Annotated in this window: 2 protein-coding genes; both read right to left on the bottom strand. The window is 67.0% G+C overall.

The window, feature by feature from the left end:
* Positions 1–1,258 (bottom strand): beta-ketoacyl-[acyl-carrier-protein] synthase family protein (locus ACGFNU_RS50640; protein WP_392604174.1); only part of this gene is annotated, 1,258 nt, incomplete at its 3' end.
* On the bottom strand, positions 1,255–1,581 hold the full coding sequence (locus ACGFNU_RS50635) for a TcmI family type II polyketide cyclase (protein ID WP_392604172.1): 327 nt from the start codon (positions 1,579–1,581) through the stop codon (positions 1,255–1,257). The genes ACGFNU_RS50635 and ACGFNU_RS50640, both read right to left, overlap by 4 nt.
* Between the last annotated feature and the right edge of the window lie 462 nt (positions 1,582–2,043).

The following is a 2,043-nucleotide window of genomic DNA, read 5'->3' as shown; positions in this document are numbered from 1 at the left end:
CATCACAATCACCCAACACCAACGCACTCTGGAACCCCCCAAACCCACTACCCACCGTCAGCACCGTGTCGATGCTCCATTCACGGGCGGTCAGCGGCACATAATCGAGGTCGCATTCGGGGTCGGGCTCGTGCAGATTCGCTGTGGGCGGCGCCACGTTGTTCTCCATGGCCAGAATCGAGGCCGCGATCTCTATCGAGCCGATCGCGCCGAGCGAATGGCCGACCATCGACTTGATCGAGCTCACGGGGACACGGCGGGCGTGATCGCCGAGGCTGCGCTTGAACGCGGCGGTCTCATGTCGATCGTTCTGCTTGGTTCCCGAGCCATGCGCGTTGACGTAGTCGACGTCCTGCGGATTCAGTCTCGCCCCGTCGAGGGCCACCCGGATCGCCTCGGCCATCTCGCTGCCGTCCGGGCGCAAGCCGGTCATGTGGAAGGCGTTGCACCGGGAGGCGTAGCCGGCGATCTCGGCGTACACATGCGCGCCGCGGCGGCGCGCTGCCCCGAGCTCCTCCAGGATGAACATCGCGGCGCCCTCGCCGAGAACGAAGCCGTTGCGGGTGCGGTCGAACGGCCGGGACGCGTGCGCGGGATCGTCGTTGCGCGGCGTGGTCGCCTTGATCGCGTCGAAGCACGCCACGGTGATCGGTGAGATCGGCGCGTCCGCGGCGCCGGCGATCATCACGTCGGCCGAGTTGTCGCGGATCAGCTCGGCCGCGTAGCCGACCGAGTCCAGCCCCGAGGTGCAGCCGGTGGAGACCACGGTGGCCGGGCCCTCGGCGCCGGCCGACCAGGCGACCTCGGCCGCGAAGGAACTCGGCACGAAGTAGTCGTACAGGTGCGGGGAGGCGTACTCGTGGTCGACGAGTTCGAGCCGGCCACCATCGCTGACCACCCGGTACTCCTGGTCCAGGCTCATGGTGGCGCCCACGGCGCTGCCGACGCTCACCCCGACGCGATGGGGCGCGATGCCGCTGAGGTCGAGATCGCTGTCGGCCATCGCCTCCCTCGCCGTGACGACGGCGAACTGCGCCGCCCGGTCCATGCGGCGTATCTCCTGCGGCCCGAGCCCGTGCTCCCAGGGGTCGAAATCCACCTCGGCCGCGACTCTCGAACGGAACGCGGACGGATCGAAGAAGGTGATCTGCCTGGTCGCCGTCCGGCCCTCGCTGAGAAGACTCCAGAAGTTCTTGACCCCGATCCCCCCTGGCGCCAGCACCCCGATCCCGGTGATGACCACCCGCCGGCCGGTCATGCGGATTCCCAGAGGTAGAACCTCTTCGCCATGGCGTCCGCCGGGGATCGCCAGGTAGTCGGGTCGTAGGCCTCGATGTAGGGCTTGAGGTCCTGGCTGATCTGCAGGAACCGTGGATCGTTCTTTGCCTGCTCGATGCGCTCTCCGCCGTCCTCGTCATCGAAGTCCTGAAGATGGAAGTAGAGCCCGCGGAACAAGAACAGCTGGCGCCGCCGCGTCCCCATGCGATGCGGCATATCGGTCTCGTCGAAGGCGCTGAAGAGGCCGGCCACGTCTGCGCTCGAACGAGGATCCATCTTGGCGACTATCAGATTGCTATGCATTCGACCGTCTCCTCTGACCCACCTAGGTCTCCATTCCTCGGAAAGGCGGCGGCGGTCGCCAGGACGCCGAGGCCGCCGCAGATCTCGGTCGCCTCGCCACGCTCCGGCACGCCGGTGGATCGCCGGTCGAGGACCGGTCGCGGTGTGATCGGCCCCTCCGGCCGGACGGCAGGGCCGGCAGACCTCCAGCGAGTTTCGACGCTTCCGCGACTCTTCCTTGAGGGTCGTGGCGAAAGGTGACGCAGGCTGGTTCCGAAGGAGACGAGCGCCTAAGGCGAGGGACGCCAGCGTGAAAGGCCAATGGTTCAGGTCCGCGCTCACGTCGTGCGGCGTTGCGGCCATGAATTACCGAGGCGGGTCGAGTGCTTACCAAACTGACGCTTACCAATCTGATAGTCGCCGAAACGGATCCTCGTTGGAGCAGCGCCGTAGGCATCGCCATGAACCCGGGTAGCGGGTTTC

The organism is Spirillospora sp. NPDC048911 (assembly GCF_043198015.1).
Classification (GTDB): Bacteria; Actinomycetota; Actinomycetes; order Streptosporangiales; family Streptosporangiaceae; genus Spirillospora.
Note: the sequence above shows the minus strand (reverse complement) of the source record. Positions and strands in the feature narration are given on the sequence as shown.

Excerpts from the sequence above, each read along its gene's own strand:
- ACGFNU_RS50635 (WP_392604172.1), bottom strand. The coding sequence starts at position 1,581 with ATGCATAGCAATCTGATAGTCGCCAAGATGGATCCTCGTTCGAGCGCA.